This is a genomic window from Streptomyces sp. NPDC000878, from assembly GCF_053599695.1.
In genome coordinates this window covers 72,874-88,448 of sequence record NZ_JBSFMT010000011.1, presented here as the reverse complement: position 1 = coordinate 88,448, position 15,575 = coordinate 72,874, and the positions used below count along the sequence as shown (strand labels likewise).

Below are 15,575 nucleotides of genomic sequence, written 5' to 3'. Positions count from 1 at the left end.
GATGTCCCACCCAGGGGCGCGGGGAACTGCGCGACAAGCCACAACGAACCCGCACCCGCCAAACAACACACGCACCCGAGCTACTGGGCGTTGGGCCGAGCCCCCTCCCGCGCAGCCCTCTCCATCTCCTCCAACCGCACAAGCATCGGCATCGGATCCACCCCCACAGACCCCGGCAAAAACTCCGCGATCCGCTCCGGCGTCCACCCGCCGGAGTCAGACGCATACGCCGCCCGCAACTCCCTCGGCTGCGCCCAAACCGCGATCTTCGGCCCCGCAACCGTGTACACCTGCCCGGTAATCCCCTGCTCCCGAGCCCTCTCGGACAGCAGATACACCACCAACGCGGCCACATCCTCCGGCTCCCCGATCTCCGCCAACTCCATGGGAACGTTGGCCGACATCCGCGTACGAGCAACCGGCGCAACCGCGTTCGCACTCACCCCGTACTTGTGCAACCCCAACGCAGCGCTCCGCACCAGCGAGATGATCCCGCCCTTGGCCGCGCTGTAGTTGGCCTGCGACACCGACCCCTGGTGGTTCCCACTGGTGAACCCGATCAGCGTCCCCGCCCGCTGCTGCCGCATCACCGCCGAGGCCGCCCGGAACACCGTGAACGTGCCCTTGAGATGCGTGGCGACGACCGGATCCCACTCCTCCTCGGACATGTTGAACAGCATCCGCTCGCGCAGGATCCCGGCGACGCAGACAACACCGTCAAGACGCCCGTACGACGAGACCGCCACGTCGACAACCCGCTGACCGCCCGCCATCGTCGAGACATCGTCGGCCACCGCGACCGCCTCCCCACCCGCCGCCTCGATCTCCTTGACGACGCCCTCGGCGACCTCGCTGGTCGGGGACGCGCCGTCCATCGAGACGCCGTAGTCGTTGACGACGACCCGCGCCCCCTCGGCCGCCGCGCCCAGCGCCACCGCCCGGCCGATCCCCCGCCCCGCGCCGGTCACGGCGATCACCTTGCCTGCCAAGAAGTTCCCCATGCCGGCCCCTTCCCGCGGTTTCTGACGGACCGTTAGATTTTATGGCCCGTCAGATATCCGGAGGCAAGCCCCGGGAGGGACCGGTCTCCAGGAAGGAACCGGACTCATGTCACTGCCGGCCGAGTTCCACGCCATCGCCAAACGCGTGAACAACTGGGGGCGTTGGGGGGAGGCCGACGAGATCGGCACCCTCAACCTCATCACCGACCAGGTCGTCCGCGAGGCCGCCGCGACCGTCCGCACCGGCCATCGCGTCCCCCTCGCCCTCCCCCTCCAGCAGGACGGCGTCCAGACCGGCGCGATCCCCGGCCGCCTGAACCCCGTACACGCGATGATCCAGATCAACCAGGAGCTGTTCGGACCGCCGGGCGGCGGGACCGTCGCGACCAGCGACGACATCGTGACCCTCGGGCTCCAGGCCGGCACCCACTGGGACGCCCTCGCCCACGCCTCCCACTCGGGGAAGCTCTACAACGGCCGCCCGGCGAGCAGTATCACCGCCCACTCCGGCGCCGAGTTCGCCAGCGTCGACAAGGCGCGGCACGTCGTCTCGCGCGGGGTGCTGCTGGACGTGGCCCGCGCGCGGGGTGTCGACCGGCTCGACGGGGGGCACGCGGTCACCCCGGAGGACCTGGAGGCTGCGGAGGAACTCGCCGGAACGCGCGTACGAGCGGGCGACATCGTGCTCGTACGGACCGGGCAGATGCAGGTGTACCTGGCCGGGGACAAGCACGGATACACGTATCCCTCGCCCGGGCTGTCGATCCGTACGCCGGAGTGGTTCCACGCGCGGGACGTCGCGGCGGTCGCGAACGACACTCTCACCTTTGAGATATTTCCGCCGGAGTCGGAAGATCTCTGGATGCCCGTACACGCGCTCGACCTGGTGGAGATGGGGATGCCGCAGGGCCAGAACTGGAATCTCGAAAAGTTGTCCACAGCCTGTGGACAAGAGTGCCGCTACGAGTTCCTGCTGTCGGCGACCCCGGAACCGTTCACGGGCGCCACGGGCAGCCCCGTCGCACCCGTGGCGATCCTCTGACCCCTGTCAGCCGGCCGGCGGCGCGCCACTGCCCACCCCAAGTACGGCACGCGCGCCGCCACCCGCCTTCGACGTTCCCACCCCGCCCCCTTGACCCTGAGGAGGCCGACGCCGAATCGCGATCCGCACTCGCCGAGGGCCCCCGTCACCGAACCCTCGCCGTCCCCTCACGGCGAATCGCGCTGAACACAAGCGTGTTCAAGTGGTCACGTCACGTCAACACCCGTTCGGGGATTTATCGCTTACGCCCTTTTTGCGACAACCGCGCACAGGGGCACACCCCGGCGCACCGCACCACACCCGGCAGGAAAACCGGGCATTTCTGCACCCGTGCCCCGCCGAGCGCCGCACCAACAGGCCGCAGACGCAGACGTCACACGGCTTCGTACGCCGCCATGCCCCCGTACGCGGAAGCAGTGACCGAGGCCGAAGCCGTAGCTGTAGCCGTGGCCGCGGCCGTGACTGAAGCCGTGGCCGTGGCCTTGGCCGCCACCGCGCTTCCACTTCCCCCTCCGTACGGCGCCGGAGGGGCCGGACATCGGTCCAGCTCGCACCAGATGCGCTTGCCGATGCCCTCGGGACTCCACCCCCACCGGTCGGCGAGCCCGTCGACCAGCTCCAGGCCGCGCCCGTTGGTCTCGTCGCCGTCGGCGTGCCGGGGCGCGGGCGGGCAGGGGCTCAGGTCGGCGACCTCCAGCCGGACGAACCCGCCGGCCCCGCCCTGCGGACCGCACACGCCCTGCGCACCCCACACACCCGGCGCGCCCTGGAAGGAGAGCCGCAGCACCGCCGGACACCCGGTGTGCACCACCGCGTTGGTGACCAGCTCGGAGACAAGGAGGATCAGCGTCTCGGCCAGCGGCTCGTCGTCCGCGACCCCGGACCCGGCGAGCCGTGACCGCACCCATCTCCGGGCCCGCCCCACCTCCGCGGGGTCGGGCCGGATCTCCAGCTGCACTTGAAGCACCTGCACCGCTCACACCATCCGAACCGGCGGACACATCGCCCCGCGCCGCACGAGGGCCACGATCGTAGCCATTTTCTGCATGCCCAGAACAACGGTTGGGCCAACGGCCAGATCAGGGATCACGGAACGTGAGTCCCTTACGAGAAAGCATGGTTGACGTACAGTCACCCCAACAAGCGCTTCGGGCATATTCCAACGCGAAGGAGTACGCCTGGGGCATACTGTGCGACGCTCGCCGCGGGGAGTCGAACAGGCGGGCACGGACCTCCGACCCGCCCCACGAGCGGCGCGCACTGCCGGATCCGGGGCCGCCTCAGGGGCAACACCGGGATGGCTCGACCTCGGAACCACTCGCATCCCACAGAAGGTACCGGAGCGAGCACACGACTCCGGGCCGTGACGAGTCACGCGAAGGACACAACCCGGTATCGACGCTCAGTAACTACCGCACACTTTCATCACACTTCCGTCACGCCACGATCCATGACATGAATCCGGCCGGTCCCGGCCGATCCCAGCTCCGGACCGGCTTCCGGGTCGCGTCACGACGCCTCGGCCAGTAACTCGGCGGCGAGCAGCTCCTCACACTCCGTCACCGAACCGGGGCGCCGGGCCCGTACCCACGCCCGTTTCAGATACAGATGGACGTCCGATTCCCAGGTGAAGCCCATCCCTCCGTGTACCTGAAGGCAGTCGCGAGCCCCGCGTACGGCGGCCTCGTCGGCGAGCAGCCGGGCCGCCGCGATGTCCGCCGGGTCGCCGGTGACGGCCGCCGCGTACACCGCCGCCCGCGCCACCTCGACCCGCACCAGCATCCCGGCACACAGATGCTGCACCGCCTGGAAGGCCCCGATCGACCGCCCGAACTGCTCACGGGTCCGAGCGTGTTGCACGGCCAGCTCACCCACCCGGGCGGCGGTACCGAGCTGCTCGGCGGCGGTGAGGAGAGAGGTCAGGAGTACGTCCGTAGTACGGGCGTCCGACGAGGAGTCCGGACCGGCCACCCGGTGCAGCGGCGTGAGCGGATCCGCCGACCGCACGGGTACCGCCCCTGCGGCATCCCCCTGTACGACATCGGCCACCGCGAGCCACTCCACCGCCCCGCCCGCGTCGACGACGGTCACCACCGTCTCCCCCGTCGCCGCGCCCGGCACGACGCCCGCCGCGAGATGGGTGGCGATGAGCGGCCCGGGCAGCAGTACGCGCCCCGCCTCCTCGAACACCAACACCGCCTCGGGCAGCCCGAGTCCGACCCCGCCCGCCGCCTCCGGCAGCCGCAGCGAGAAGAACCCGGCGGCCCCCAACTCCCGCCACAGTCCCCGGTCCAGCTGGGGTGCATCCCCCTCCATGGCCGCCCGGAGCCGCTCGCGCCCGAAGCGCCCCGCCAGCAGCCCCCGTACGCCCTCCCGCAACGCCCGCTGGTCTTCGGTGAGTTGGAACCGCATGTGCGAGGTCACCGTCCTTTCGGCAGCCCGAGAACGCGTTCGGCCAGGATGTTGTGCTGGATCTGGGAGGTGCCGGCCGCGATGGTGTACGAGAGGGAGGACAACCGGTCGAGCACCCAGGGCCGTTCGAGATCCAGCGCCGCCCAGTCGCCCAGCACCTCCGCCGCCGCCTCGTACAACTCCTGCCGGGCGTGCGAGTACCGCAGCTTGAACACCGACCCGCCGACCCCGGGCACCCCCTCGCTCGCCTCGCTGACGTTCCACTGCGTCAGCCGCCACAGCGCCCGGAACTCGGCGTTCAGCCGCCCGAGCCGCCGCCGCAGTACGGGGTCGTCCCAGCGCCCGTTCTCCCGTGCCGCCAGGGCGAGTTCACCCAGCACCCGGCGACAGGCGACCACCTCTCCGACGAACGCCGTACCGCGCTCGAAGGACAGCGTCACCATGGTCACGCGCCAGCCGTCGTTCTCCTCGCCGACCCGGTTGGCGACGGGCACCCGGACCTCGTCGAGGAAGACCTCGGCGAACTCGTCCGTCCCGGCGAGCGTGCGCAGCGGCCGTACGGTGATGCCCGGCGCATCCATGGGCATGGCGAGCCAGGTGATCCCGCGATGCTTCGGCGCGTCGAGGTCCGTCCGCACCAACAGCTCGCACCAGTCGGCGACTTCGGCGTGCGAGGTCCAGATCTTGGAGCCGCTCACCACATAGTCGTCGCCGTCGCGCCACGCGCGTGTGCGCAGCGCGGCGAGGTCCGAACCGGCGTCCGGCTCGCTGAACCCCTGGCACCAGACCTCCTCGCCGCGCAGCACCGGCGGCAGCCAGCGCGCCTTCTGCTCCTCGCTCCCCTCGGCGGCGACGGTCGGCCCGGCGTGCAGCAGCCCGACGAAGTTGGCGCCCACATAGGGCGCGCCGGCCTTCTCCGTCTCCTCCAGGAAGATCATCCGTACGGCGGGGTCGGCACCCCAGTGGACCTCGCCGTACCCGGCGTCGTACAGCGTCCGCTGCCAGCCGAGGTCGTACGCACGCCGCCCGGGCCAGTCGTCGGGCGAGGGTTTCGCGGGGAGGGAGGGAAGCGCCTTCGCCAGCCACTCCCTCAACCGCGCCCGGAATTCCGCCTCTTGGGGATTGTCGGAGAGGTCCACTACTTGTCCAGGTCGAGGCCGAGCATCCGGATCGCGTTGCCGCGCATCAGCTTGTAGACGGTCTCGTCGTCGAGGCCCTTCACATGGTCGAGGGCAACTTCCTTGGTGTGCGGGAACGTTGAGTCGACGTGCGGGTAGTCGGTCTCGAAGGTGGCGTTGTCCCGGCCGACGACGTCGATCGAGGCGACGCCGTGCTTGTCGCGGAAGAAGCAGCAGAAGATCTGCCGGTAGTAGTACGTCGAGGGCGGCTCCGGGATCAGATCCCGGACCCCGCCCCACGCGCGGTGCTCCTCCCACACGTCGTCGGCGCGCTCCAGGGCGTACGGGATCCAGCCCATCTGCCCTTCGCTGTACGCGAGTTTGAGCGCCGGGAACTTCACCAGCACGCCACTGAACAGGAAGTCCATCATCGACGCCATCGCGTTGTTGAAGCTCAGCGAGGCCTGTACGGCGGGCGGGGCGTCCGGGGAGGCGGCGGGCATCTGGCTGCTGCTGCCGATGTGCATGTTGACGACCGTCCCGGTCTCCTCGCACACCGCGAAGAACGGGTCCCAGTAGCCGGAGTGGATCGACGGCAGCCCGAGATACGTCGGGATCTCCGAGAACGTCACCGCGCGCACCCCGCGTTCGGCGTTGCGCCGGATCTCCGCGACCGCCAACTCGACGTCCCACAGCGGGATCAGGCACAGCGGGATGAGCCGGCCGCCGCTGTCGCCGCACCACTCCTCGACCATCCAGTCGTTGTAGGCGCGCACGCAGGCCAGCGCGACCTCCTTGTCCTCGGCCTCGGCGAAGGTCTGCCCGCAGAAGCGGGGGAAGGTGGGGAAGCAGAGGGAGCCCTCGACGTGGTTGAGGTCCATGTCGGCGAGCCGGGCCTTCGGGTCCCAGCAGCCGCGTCGCATCTGCTCGCGCGTGATCCCGTCGAGGGTCATCTCGTCCCGGGAGAAGCCGACGGCCGCGATGATCCGCTTGTACGGGAAGAGCAGCCCCTCGTACTGCCACCAGTCGGTGATCTGGCCCTCGGGGTCGGTCGTGAACCGGTATTTGCCGCCCACGTAGGCGAGTTCACCGATTCCGGCGGTGAAGGGCTTCGGTCCCTTGTCCCGGTACTTGGCCGGCAGCCAGGTCTCGAAGAGGTGCGCGGGTTCGATCACGTGGTCGTCGACGCTGATGATGCGGGGCAGTTCGGTCATGGGTCCCCTCCGCCTGCTGACGTATCCCTGGCTGGCCAATCTGACGATCCGTCAGATCTCTTGCCTCTAGCAGGCTAGTCGCGCACCTATGGACCGACAAGGCGTCAAGCTCTACGCTCCCGGCACGATCTGACTGTCCGTCAGCAACAGGGGGCCACGTGAACGCCGTCGACACCGCACACGCCCTGGGTTCGGCCCGTACCCTCTGGGAACTGGTGACCCGCCGCGCCGAACTCACCCCGGACCGGCCCGTCCTTCTCCAGGACGACCGCGCCCTGAGTTTCGGCGAATTGCGCGACCGCTCCGAGCGGGTCGCGGCCGGCCTGTACGACATGGGCGTACGCCCCGGCACGGTCGTCGCCTGGCAGCTGCCCACCCGTATCGAGACCGCCCTGCTCTCCTTCGCGCTCGCCCGCCTCGGCGCCGTCCAGTCGCCGGTCATCCCCTTCTACCGGGACCGCGAAGTCGGCTTCGCGCTGCGGGAGTCGAAGGCGGAGTTCTTCGCGGTGCCGGGCGTGTGGCGCGGCTTCGACCACACGGAGATGGCTCGGCGGCTGGGCGCGAAGGGCATCTTCCAGGCGTACGAGAGCGATGAACTGCCGGACGGGGACCCGGCGTTGCTGCCACCCCCGCCCGCCGACGGCACCTCCGTCCGCTGGATCTACTGGACCTCGGGCACGACCTCCGACCCCAAGGGCGTGCTCCACACGGACCGTTCACTCATCGCGGGCGGCTCGTGCCTCGCGCACGCGCTGCGGCTCACCGAGTCCGACGTCGGCTCGATGGCCTTCCCGTACTCCCATATCGCGGGCCCCGACTACACGGTGATGCTGCTGTTGTACGGCTTCCCGGCGGTGATGTTCGAGCAGTTCGCGCTGCCGGACGCGCTGGAGGGGTACCGCAAGCACGGGGTGACGGTGGCCGGCGGGTCCACGGCGTTCTACTCCATGTTCCTCGCCGAGCAGCGCAAGCAGCCCGGCGTTCCGGTGATCCCGTCCCTGCGGCTGCTCGCGGGCGGCGGGGCGCCGAAGCCGCCGGAGGTCTACCACTCCGTCGTACGCGAGATGGGCGTGCAGCTCACGCACGGGTACGGGATGACCGAGGTGCCGATGATCACCATGGGGGCGCCGGACGACACGGTCGAGAACCTGGCGACGACGGAGGGGCGTCCGCCGGAGGAGATGGAGATACGGGTGGTGGACGGCGAGGTGCGGCTGCGCGGGGAGGCCGTGTGCCAGGGGTACCTGGACCCCGCGCAGACCGCCGAGGCGTTCGACGCGGACGGCTTTCTGCGCACCGGTGACCTGGGATTCCTCACCGGGAGCGGGCACTTGGTGCTCACCGGGCGGCTCAAGGACGTCATCATCCGCAAGGGCGAGAACATCTCGGCGAAGGAGATCGAGGATCTGCTGCACACGCATCCGGGGGTGGGCGACGTGGCGGTGATCGGGCTGCCGGACGTCGAGCGGGGGGAGTTGGTGTGCGCGGTCGTCGAACAGGCGGAACGGGCGGCGGGGGCCGGGGAGTTGACGCTGGCCGCGCTGACCTCGTATCTGCGGTCGGAAGGGCTGTCCGTGCACAAGCTGCCGGAGCGGCTGGAGGTGGTGGACGCCCTTCCGCGCAACGAGACCCTGCGGAAGGTGCTCAAGTACAAGCTGCGTGAGCGCTACTCCGAGTCGGGGACGGTGAAGTAGCGGGCAAACGCGTCGACGATCTCCGCCTCGGCGATCCGGCCGTCCGCGTCGGTGTCGAGGGTCGCGGCGGCCAGGGCGGCGATGTCCTCGGGCACGCCGAGCGCCTTGAGGACACGCACGGTGTCCCCGACGGTGGCCGCGCCGTCGCCGTCCAGGTCCGCGACGGCCAGGGCCGCGTGCAGGAAGGGGCGGGCGATCTCGGCGAACCGGCCGGGGTTGTCGCGCAGCCGCTTCACGGCGCCGTTCACGAACTCGTCGCGGGTGATCCGCTGGTCGCCGTCCCGGTCCGCTATCCCCGCCATGCCCTGCCAGAAGGCCTCGGCACCGCTGTAGAGGGCCTGGCCCTTGTCGGACCGGGCGGGAGTGTCGAACTCGGCGAGCAGCGCCTTGGCCGCCACGCTGAAGTCCGCCCGGTCGATGTAGCCGTTGGCGTCCTGGTCGAAGGTGGCGAACCGGGCTGTGATCTTCCGCCCGTACTCGGAGCTGACCATGTCTGTCGGGCCTGCCTTACGTCTGCGTCCTGCGGCTGCGTCGTGCATCCGCGTCGAGAGTCTTTCCCGCACGGAGCGTACGACGCGCAGGTGACAACCGGGACACGAAAACGACGCCTGTGCCAAGACTGGGGGAATTCCGCGACAACGGCGTCACGCGCGCGTGGGGCGCATGGAGGCAGGTCACGCGCGCGTGGGGGGCGGTCGTCACCCGTGTGTGGGGGCCTGTCACACGTGGGTGGGCGCGGAGAGCGGGGCCGCCGTCTCGTCGGCGGCCGTGGCGAGGTCCGCGTAGACGTCGAAGAGGCGGCGGACCCCCAGGGCGCCGAGGACCCGGTTGACGTGGTGGGCGTGGGCGCTGTCCGCGATGCCCTGTGCGGGCAGGATCAGGCGCAGGCGGCCCTGACAGGAGCGCAGCAGCCGGCGGGTGGCGATGAGGACGCCGACACCGCTGGAGTCACAGAAGACGACCTCGGAGAGGTCGAGGACGATACGGCGGCGGCCGTCGGCCACCGCTGCGTGCACCCGCTGCCGCAGTTCCGGCGAGGTGACCAGGTCCATCTCCCCGGACACCTGGAGCACGGTCCAGCCACCGCGCTCGCCGTCGGTCACTTTGAACGCCACCATCACGCCTCTCGTTCAACTCGTCCGACGGAAACGGAAGCCTGTCCTACGCTTCCTGTCGACGCGGCTGCCCAGCCGCTGTGCCACCAAACACCGCACATCTACTCGGCCCAGATCGCAAGAGACTTGCAAGCGGTTTGCAAGGGACTTGTTTCGGTCACCCGTGATCCTGTGTGATCAAAAGAGGGGCGACTTGAGTTCATGAATGGTCGACATCAGCCACTCTCGGTCGTTCTCCGTCGGTTCTCTACCATCGGAGGCCCCTCGGAGGGCGCACATTGCCGTAAAGAGGAGTGGGCTGTCAGAGGCGCCGACTACATTCGAGGAGAGGGTGGGCAGCCGCCGGACCTGGACAGAAACACGGCACGGGCACGACTGGGACGCACGGAGACCTGACGAGACCTACGGGGGTGAGGGGACCGCATGGCGAAGAGGGACACACCGCCCCGCTGGGACCGCAAGATGCAGCAGCGGCTCGCGCGCGGGGAGGCCGCCGCACTCGGTGAGCTGTACGACCGGTTCGCCTCGCTCGTGCACGGCCTCGCCCACCGTGTCCTGGCCGACGAACAGGCCGCCGACTGCATCACCCGCGAGGTCTTCGCCCACGTCTGGCAGCACCCCGACGCCTACGACCCCAAGCAGGGCCCCCTGCGTTCCTGGGTGGCCACCCTGACCCACCGCCTCGCGGTACAGCGCCTGCGCCAGACGGAGACGGCCGCGCTGACCGACCCGGAGGCACCACCAGGTGTCACCGGCTCGACGAGTTCCCTGGAGGAACTGGAACGCCGGGTCCGCCGCGCCTCCGTCGCCGCCCGCGCCGACTACATCGTCACGTCGATGCCGGCCCCGCTGCGCGCCGCCCTGGAGCTGGCGTACTTCGACCGCCGCGACTACCGCCAGACCGCCGTCGACCTGGGCGTCACGGAGGCCGAGGCCCGCCGCCGCCTCCGCCTGGGCCTCCAGCTCCTGTCCACGGCCCACGACACCGGCACACCGGGGGCACCCCCCGAATACGGGGGTGCGGTGTGAGCGGCGCGGGTCACGAGGACGGGGACTGGGAGGGGTACGAGGGGCACGGCCCTCAGGGCCCCGCCAGTGGCGACGGCAACGGCGGCGGCAACGGGGACGGCAAGGAACGGGACGTCGGCGCCGGCCCACCCCGCATACCGATGCCGCGTTCCTCAGTGGAGGACACGGGCCACCCCCTACCCGAAACACCCGCCGGACCCCCCGTACCCCCCGTACCGCTGGTCCTGGAACACGACGTGCTGAGGTCGCTGCTCGGGGCGTGGGCGCTGGCGGCGTGCGCGCCGGAGGAGACGCTGGCGGTGGAGGAGCACCTCGGGGAGTGCGGGGCCTGCGCGGACGAGGCGAGGCGCCTGCGCGAGGCGGTCGAACTGCTCCAGCGCCCGGAACCCCTCGACCTGGACCCGACCCTGCGCACCCGCGTCCTGGAGGGCTGCCTGGACCGGCGCCCGCCGCGCATCCCGGTCCCGGAGTGGGCGACTCCGTACGACGCGGAGACCGCCCGCCTCGACGCCCTGCTCCAGGACTTCGGCGACGCGGAGTGGCACGCGCCCGTGCGGCTGCGCTGGTTCGAGGGCGACGAGCAGACGACGCGTCGGACGACGGTCGCCGGTGTCATCGCGCATCTGCTGAGCGTGGACGGCCTGGTGGCGGTCGCACTGGGCCTGGACGACCCGCTCACCGGCAAGCAGGAGGGGCCGGTCACCCCGACTCCGGCGGCCCGCACGGAGGCGTACTGGCGGGCGTCGTACTTCCCGCCGACCCGTTCGGTGCGGATGCCGTGGCGGGAGCAGAGCCACAACATCGTACGAACGGTCTCCTTCGCGGGCGGCGGCGCGGGCAAGCTGCCGGTGCCGTACGGCGACTTCGAACTGCCGTTGCACGACGCCATGTTGGACCGCGCCTTCGAGTGCTGGGTGCACGCGGGCGACATCGCGGAAGCGGTGGACTACCCCTACGAACCTCCCTCCCCCCGTCACCTCCACGGCGTGATCGACCTGGCGGCCCGTATGCTCCCGGAGGCCCTGGCCGCCCGCCGCCAGGCAGGCCTGGCGACACCGAACCGAACCACCCGCCACCTGGTACCGGCGGGCGAACCCGGCCGAAGCCTCCGCCTGGAGATCGAAGGCTCCGGCGGCGGTGAATGGCTGATCCCCCTCGACTCCCCCGCCGCCCTCCCCTCGGCCGCCCACGAGGTGGCCCATGTGGCCCTGGACGGCGTGGAGTTCTGCCAGCTGGCGGCGGGCCACGTCTCCCCGGAGGAGGCCGCGGCGGGACAGGACGGCGACAGGGAGGCGATCAGGGACGTGCTGTTCGCGGCGGCTTCCCTGAGCCGGATGTAGGCGGCGGCCGACTCCAGGTCAGCCGATCGTCCACTTCTGGTTGGCGCCGCCCGAGCAGGTCCAGATCTGCAGCGGGGTGCTGTTGGCCGAGTTGTTGCCGGTCACGTCCAGGCACTTGTTGGCCTGTGGATTGACGATGTCGTTGGCGGAGCTGACGGCCCATTTCTGCGCGGCTGAGCCGTTGCAGTCGTAGAGCTGGACCTTGGTGCCGTCCGCGGTGCCGCCGGCGTTCACGTCCAGGCACTTGCCGAGCGCGCGGATCGTGCCGTCGGATCCCACGGTCCACTGCTGGGCGGCGGAGCCATTGCAGTCGTAGAGCTGTACGGGGGTGCCGTTGGCGGAGTTCGCCCCGGTGACGTCCGCGCACTTGCCGGCCAGGCCCTTGATCGCCACGCCGGTGGCCGTGTCGCCGGTGGTCACCGTCACCGAGTCCACCACCAGCTGGGCGGGGAAGACCGTGGAGCTGTTGGGGTCGCCAGGCCAGTAGCCGCCGACCGCGAGGTTGAGGATCAGGAAGAACGGCTTGTTGAAGGCCCAGGTGTTCCCACCCACGTCGGCGGGCGTGCGCGTCTGATAGACGACGCCGTCGACCGACCACTTGACCGAGTTTGGCGCCCAGTCGACGGCGAAGGTGTGGAAGGCGTCCGCGAAGGCCTGGCCGTTCGAGAGTGTGTAGCCGGCGCCTATGCCGGCCGAGCCGGAGTAGCCGGGACCGTGGAGGGTGCCGTGGATCGTGGAGGGCTCGAAGCCGACGTTCTCCATGACGTCGATCTCACCCGAGTTGGGCCAGCCGACCGAGCCTATGTCGGTGCCGAGCATCCAGAACGCGGGCCACATGCCCTGCCCGCGCGGGATCTTCATCCGGGCCTCGACATGCCCGTACTGCGCGCTGAACTTCCCTGAGGTGTTCATCCGGGCCGAGGTGTACTGACAAGTCCCGTACCAACACTGGTAGTTGGCCGGGTTCTCCTTCTTGGCCGTGATCACCAGGTGGCCCTGGCCGTCCAGGGCCGCGTTGTTGGTGCCGGACGTGTAGTACTGGCGCTCGTGGTTGTTGACGTTGTCGCCGGTCTCCAGCGACCACCTCGAGGAGTTGACGGCGCTGCCGGCGGCACCGTCGAAGCTGTCGGAGAACGTCACCGCCGCGACGGAGACATCCGATGGATCCGAAAGATCCGATAGATCCGCTGGATCCGCGTGCGCGGCACCGGTCGCGGCGGACGCGACCAGCACGGCGGACAAGGCGGCGAACAGGCATCTGCGAAGCAGGCGTGGGGAAGCCATGTCGCGGTCCTTCCGTACGGCGGTCGAGCACACAGGTGAGCCGACCGGAGTGGGGGGAGTGAAGGCGTCGCCTGTTGATTTTGAGGAGCGGGGCAAGGACGAGTCAATACTTTGGTACGGACCAATCGATACTTTGGTGCGGACCAATCCCCGACAACCGAAAACCCCGGACGCCCGGGCTCCGATCCCCCGCACATCGGAGGGCTTCAGCCTCAGGAGTGGCCTTGCTCCAGCGAGACGGTGAGGCAGGACGGCGGCAGGGAGGTGTTCAGGGACCCACGCTCAAGAGGTCGCCCTGTTCGGGCTGTTCAGGCTCTCGTGGTGGTCGCACAGGGCCACGACGGAACGGGCGAGCCGCTTGACGCGCTCGAACTCGCCTGCCAGGCCCGCCCGTTCGATCTCGTCGAGCCGCCGACGGGCCTCACCGACACCGGCGAGCGCCACGTTCGCCGACACGTCGCCGCCGGGAAGGCGCCCGGCGAGCTGCTCGACGCGCGGAATCAACCGCCACAGGTCCCGATGGAAGACGTGCCCGTACCGCTGCACGGTCTCGTACCGCGGCAACACCGGTTCACCGAGAAACCGGACCGCCGCATCGCGCATCGCCACGGTCTGTTCGGGGTCCAGGATCTCAACCCGCCGCTGCACCGTCATACCGCCGGACCCCCGTGCCGAAGCGTGTGCGCCAACCGCAGGGCCACGTCCGCGCGTACGCGCCCGAGTTCCACGAGGCCGAGGGCGGGCGAGGCCGCGTCGACACCGAGAGACGGGAGGACGATCCCGACCTGGTGAAGCTGGTGGTGACAGCATCCACACCAAGGGGAGGCGGCCATGGCACGACGACTGCGCTTCAACGGCACGAACAGCAAGAACGGCGGATGCCCAGCCATTCACGAGGATCTCGACTCCGGGCAGATCATCATCCAGGGCGAGCCACTCACCGACCCCGATGACCTCGCCCAGCTCCAGCACTTCGGCCCCACGGACGCGGCAGTCGTACCGCGTGAACTCATCGTCAACCACGGCCCGAAGGAGATCGACCGAGTGCCCAAGTTGATCGACCTGACCGAGTTCCGAGGGCTCTTCGATACGTTCGAGTACACGGCCTGGCGCCTGGAGACCCGCCGGGGCTACGCATCGGACCGCGAGGACCCCACGTACGCCGAGTTCGTCGAGACCGGTGGCATCACTCTCGACTACGACGACGAATGGTCACGCACCATCCGGACCCAGACCGAGTCCGGCAAAACCATCGGCCGCGTACGGGTCGTCGACCAGCAGCCGACCACCGGCCAGCTCTTCCTGCTCACCGACGCACCGCGCAACGCGGCGGCTGGTGAGGACATGCGGTACCTGTGGCGCAGCGATGCCGAAGCACGGCGGCTTCCCACCGAAGACTTCTGGATCTTCGACAGCCGGTTGGTCGCCCTGCTCAACTTCGACGAGGATGACGTCCTCCACGACGTGGAGGTGATCACGGAGCCTGCGGAGGTGCTCCGGTACTGCCAGGTCCGCGATGCCGCGAGGCATCACGCCGTACCGTACGACCAGTTCGCGGCGCGGCTCGGCGCGAACGGATAGCGAGCGAGGCCGGTGAGCACAGACTTTCAGCAGGCCCGGGAAACCCTCGGAGTGCGTCTCCGAGAACTACGGCTCTCGGCACCCGGAGGCCGGCTCACCGGCACCGACCTCGCCCAACGACTCGGCTGGCCGCACTCCAAGATCTACAAACTGGAGAACGGCCGCCAGACCGCGACCACCGAAGACCTACGGGCCTGGGCCGAAGGGGTGGGCCAACCCGACGCCTTCGCCGAACTGGGCGCGCTTCTCAACGGCTATCGACAAAGAGCGCGAAGCCGAAGACGATTCCTGACGCATGCACTCTGCCCGGGTGGCGCAAGTCCAGTTAGATCGAGCAAGAATTCAGCAGGCGGTTACATCGAGAATCACCAGCCCATCCCGGTGGCATTCCGGCCCGCAAATCAAAAAATCCCCATGGTCCGAGCTATTACCGTAGCAGCACTCGCCCAACCAGCCCTCGCCACCACGTTGCCGTCAAACCCACGGAAGCCCCACCAGAACGAATTCTGATGGGACCTCCGCAAGTCACTCAATCTCCTCCGACGCCCGCCTTGCAAGCTCCGCGTGCGCAGCATCGTGAGCCCCCCGCAAATCCGCCCATGCTGCAGAATTGTGCACGATCCTCTTGGCGTCAGGAAGTGCGCATGACTGCAATGCCATCACCACTCTGACGCAATCAATTACACTGAACCCTTGAGCACGAAGATCAACTAGGACGGAATTGACCGACTTGCCGTTTTCGACA

Annotated in this window: 15 protein-coding genes and 1 pseudogene; 6 read left to right on the top strand and 10 right to left on the bottom strand. The window is 69.5% G+C overall.

Annotated features, from left to right (window positions below):
* Positions 1-80: 80 nt before the first annotated feature.
* Positions 81-1,001, bottom strand: coding sequence for an SDR family NAD(P)-dependent oxidoreductase (locus ACWDR4_RS13055; RefSeq protein ID WP_450407609.1), 921 nt, complete (start codon positions 999-1,001; stop codon positions 81-83).
* A 106-nt stretch (positions 1,002-1,107) separates the two neighbouring features.
* On the opposite strand from ACWDR4_RS13055, the gene ACWDR4_RS13050 reads away from it, so the two are divergent.
* A complete protein-coding gene (locus ACWDR4_RS13050) occupies positions 1,108-2,043 on the top strand; it encodes a cyclase family protein (RefSeq protein ID WP_450407606.1) in 936 nt (311 codons plus the stop codon).
* A gap of 373 nt (positions 2,044-2,416) precedes the next feature.
* Here ACWDR4_RS13050 and ACWDR4_RS13045 read toward each other — a convergent pair whose 3' ends face one another.
* The 4 genes from ACWDR4_RS13045 to ACWDR4_RS13030 all read right to left on the bottom strand — a co-directional run bounded on the left by ACWDR4_RS13045 (position 2,417) and on the right by ACWDR4_RS13030 (position 6,787).
* A complete protein-coding gene (locus ACWDR4_RS13045) occupies positions 2,417-3,016 on the bottom strand; it encodes an ATP-binding protein (RefSeq protein WP_450407604.1) in 600 nt (199 codons plus the stop codon).
* A 536-nt stretch (positions 3,017-3,552) separates the two neighbouring features.
* A complete protein-coding gene (locus ACWDR4_RS13040; protein WP_450407602.1) occupies positions 3,553-4,455 on the bottom strand; it encodes an acyl-CoA dehydrogenase family protein in 903 nt (300 codons plus the stop codon).
* 8 nt (positions 4,456-4,463) lie between these two features.
* A complete protein-coding gene (locus ACWDR4_RS13035) occupies positions 4,464-5,594 on the bottom strand; it encodes an acyl-CoA dehydrogenase (RefSeq protein ID WP_450407599.1) in 1,131 nt (376 codons plus the stop codon).
* On the bottom strand, positions 5,594-6,787 hold the full coding sequence (locus ACWDR4_RS13030; protein ID WP_450407596.1) for an amidohydrolase family protein: 1,194 nt from the start codon (positions 6,785-6,787) through the stop codon (positions 5,594-5,596). The genes ACWDR4_RS13035 and ACWDR4_RS13030 overlap by 1 nt, the downstream gene beginning before the upstream one ends.
* A gap of 158 nt (positions 6,788-6,945) precedes the next feature.
* On the opposite strand from ACWDR4_RS13030, the gene ACWDR4_RS13025 reads away from it, so the two are divergent.
* Positions 6,946-8,481 (top strand): class I adenylate-forming enzyme family protein, encoded by a 1,536-nt coding sequence (locus tag ACWDR4_RS13025; RefSeq protein ID WP_450407594.1) that lies wholly within the window; start codon positions 6,946-6,948, stop codon positions 8,479-8,481.
* Here the strand turns inward: ACWDR4_RS13025 and ACWDR4_RS13020 are convergent.
* Both ACWDR4_RS13020 and ACWDR4_RS13015 read right to left on the bottom strand, forming a co-directional pair.
* Positions 8,454-8,972 (bottom strand): EF-hand domain-containing protein, encoded by a 519-nt coding sequence (locus ACWDR4_RS13020; RefSeq protein ID WP_450407591.1) that lies wholly within the window; start codon positions 8,970-8,972, stop codon positions 8,454-8,456. The two genes, ACWDR4_RS13025 and ACWDR4_RS13020, sit on opposite strands and share 28 nt — an antisense overlap.
* Before the next feature lie 228 nt (positions 8,973-9,200).
* The gene (locus ACWDR4_RS13015) at positions 9,201-9,602 is read right to left on the bottom strand and encodes an STAS domain-containing protein (protein WP_389351801.1); all 402 of its coding nucleotides are present in this window, start codon (positions 9,600-9,602) and stop codon (positions 9,201-9,203) included.
* Positions 9,603-10,019: 417 nt separating this feature from the next.
* Here ACWDR4_RS13015 and ACWDR4_RS13010 point away from each other — a divergent pair, with 417 nt between their 5' ends.
* Together ACWDR4_RS13010 and ACWDR4_RS13005 are read left to right on the top strand one after the other, a co-directional pair.
* Complete coding sequence (locus tag ACWDR4_RS13010; protein WP_450407588.1) at positions 10,020-10,625, top strand: sigma-70 family RNA polymerase sigma factor; 606 nt, start codon at positions 10,020-10,022, stop codon at positions 10,623-10,625.
* The gene (locus ACWDR4_RS13005) at positions 10,622-11,965 is read left to right on the top strand and encodes a zf-HC2 domain-containing protein (RefSeq protein WP_450407586.1); all 1,344 of its coding nucleotides are present in this window, start codon (positions 10,622-10,624) and stop codon (positions 11,963-11,965) included. The genes ACWDR4_RS13010 and ACWDR4_RS13005 overlap by 4 nt, the downstream gene beginning before the upstream one ends.
* An 18-nt stretch (positions 11,966-11,983) precedes the next feature.
* On the opposite strand, the gene ACWDR4_RS13000 is transcribed toward ACWDR4_RS13005, so the two are convergent.
* From ACWDR4_RS13000 to ACWDR4_RS12990, 3 genes are all read right to left on the bottom strand, one after another.
* Entirely contained in the window at positions 11,984-13,249 is a 1,266-nt protein-coding gene (locus ACWDR4_RS13000) for a ricin-type beta-trefoil lectin domain protein (protein WP_450407583.1), read from the bottom strand.
* Positions 13,250-13,531: 282 nt separating this feature from the next.
* Positions 13,532-13,903 (bottom strand): DUF6415 family natural product biosynthesis protein, encoded by a 372-nt coding sequence (locus ACWDR4_RS12995; RefSeq protein WP_450407580.1) that lies wholly within the window; start codon positions 13,901-13,903, stop codon positions 13,532-13,534.
* Positions 13,900-14,082, bottom strand: coding sequence for a hypothetical protein (locus tag ACWDR4_RS12990; protein ID WP_450407578.1), 183 nt, complete (start codon positions 14,080-14,082; stop codon positions 13,900-13,902). Before ACWDR4_RS12990 ends, ACWDR4_RS12995 begins: the two co-directional genes overlap by 4 nt.
* Between ACWDR4_RS12990 and ACWDR4_RS12985 the strand changes: the two genes are divergently transcribed.
* Both ACWDR4_RS12985 and ACWDR4_RS12980 read left to right on the top strand, forming a co-directional pair.
* Complete coding sequence (locus tag ACWDR4_RS12985; protein ID WP_450407576.1) at positions 14,081-14,830, top strand: DUF6879 family protein; 750 nt, start codon at positions 14,081-14,083, stop codon at positions 14,828-14,830. The genes ACWDR4_RS12990 and ACWDR4_RS12985 overlap by 2 nt on opposite strands.
* Positions 14,831-14,842: 12 nt before the next feature.
* A pseudogene (locus ACWDR4_RS12980) lies at positions 14,843-15,166 on the top strand (helix-turn-helix domain-containing protein); the annotation flags it as partial.
* Between the last annotated feature and the right edge of the window lie 409 nt (positions 15,167-15,575).